At 40.8% G+C, this 1171-nt stretch carries 1 protein-coding gene; it reads left to right on the forward strand.

Annotated elements, in window-relative coordinates; all coding sequences use genetic code 11:
• The first annotated feature begins 195 nt into the window (after positions 1–195).
• On the forward strand, positions 196–648 hold the full coding sequence (locus MCO_RS05825) for a hypothetical protein (RefSeq protein ID WP_007553215.1): 453 nt from the start codon (positions 196–198) through the stop codon (positions 646–648).
• Positions 649–1171 lie beyond the last annotated feature (523 nt).

A 1171-nucleotide genomic window follows, 5' to 3' on the forward strand; every position in this document is an offset into this window, starting at 1 on the left:
AGATCCATTGGTCACATGACGGCGGAATGTCGAAACGAGACCCCTTGGTAGTAGTGCAGTGAAAGAAGCAGAGAAAATAATATGGAGTTATCCTAGCCCTCATGCTTGTTATGGTAATGCGAGTTCAATATGCCAACATGATTATGGTTTACCTCTCCGTATACAAATTGATTCAAATAAATCAGGGAGGAAAAAATGAAACAAATCTTAAAACTATTGAGTGGGACAGTTCTATTAAGTATAGCTGGATGTGGTATTGAAAACATCGATAAGCCTCCTCGAGGCAACGTATATGGGTGGGAGAAGCCTGGTGCAGATTTTACTGAGGTAGCAAAAGCATTGTTGGAATGTGGAATGCCGAGTCCTGAATATCTTGATAGAGAAAATAGGCGCTTGAGCTACAATGATAGTGCAACAATTTATGCTTGCATGATCCAAGCGGGATTCCGTGATAAACTTGAAAAAGAGGTAGGAACTTGGTGTGAAAATTTTAAAGAGGAAAACCTCCCTATTTGTCGTCCAGGCGCTGTGATTCCACAACGAAGTGTCGAAAAGCGCTTAAATAGCATCCCTCAACGAAGTGTCGAAAAGCGCTTAAATAGCCCGTTTTGTAAAAAAAGTCCAGTACAACCTGAATGCAAACCTTAATCCTTGCTGCTGGTAATCAACAATCCCCCATCCTTGCTTTTGCTTGGAATGGCGGGATTGTTCCCTCAATCATGTTATTTAACGGCTGAGGAAAAGAAGCACTTATAAAAACCTTCCCATTTGTCAGCCTGGCACTGTCATTCCACAACGAAGTGTCGAAAAGCGCTTAAATAGCCCATTTTGTAAACGGTATAAAAATAGTCGCAAATGCCAGCCTTAAGTTTTTCTGTTTGTGATGACCAACAATCCCCCATCCTTGCTTTTTCTTGGAATAGCGGGATTGTTTCTTCAATCCAACATCTCAATATTGTATGTAAGCAATATGGCGTAGAATGTACTCAGTAATCCTATAACCAAGTTGCGATACAGGACGGATTTTGTTATCTCTAGGTTGATGAGCTTGAGAAAGCCTTGTCCGTCTTTACGTAACAAGGTTTTCTTTTTATGCCGCGTCGTTATAACGTTTCTCTTTCGCTTGCTCGATGACATTGATAAGATCCCATTGTAACCAACGCGATAAAAA

The sequence above is a fragment of the Bartonella sp. DB5-6 genome, assembly GCF_000278115.1.
GTDB classification, from domain to species: domain Bacteria; phylum Pseudomonadota; class Alphaproteobacteria; order Rhizobiales; family Rhizobiaceae; genus Bartonella; species Bartonella refiksaydamii.

Excerpts from the sequence above, each read along its gene's own strand:
- MCO_RS05825 (WP_007553215.1), top strand. The coding sequence starts at position 196 with ATGAAACAAATCTTAAAACTATTGAGTGGGACAGTTCTATTAAGTATA.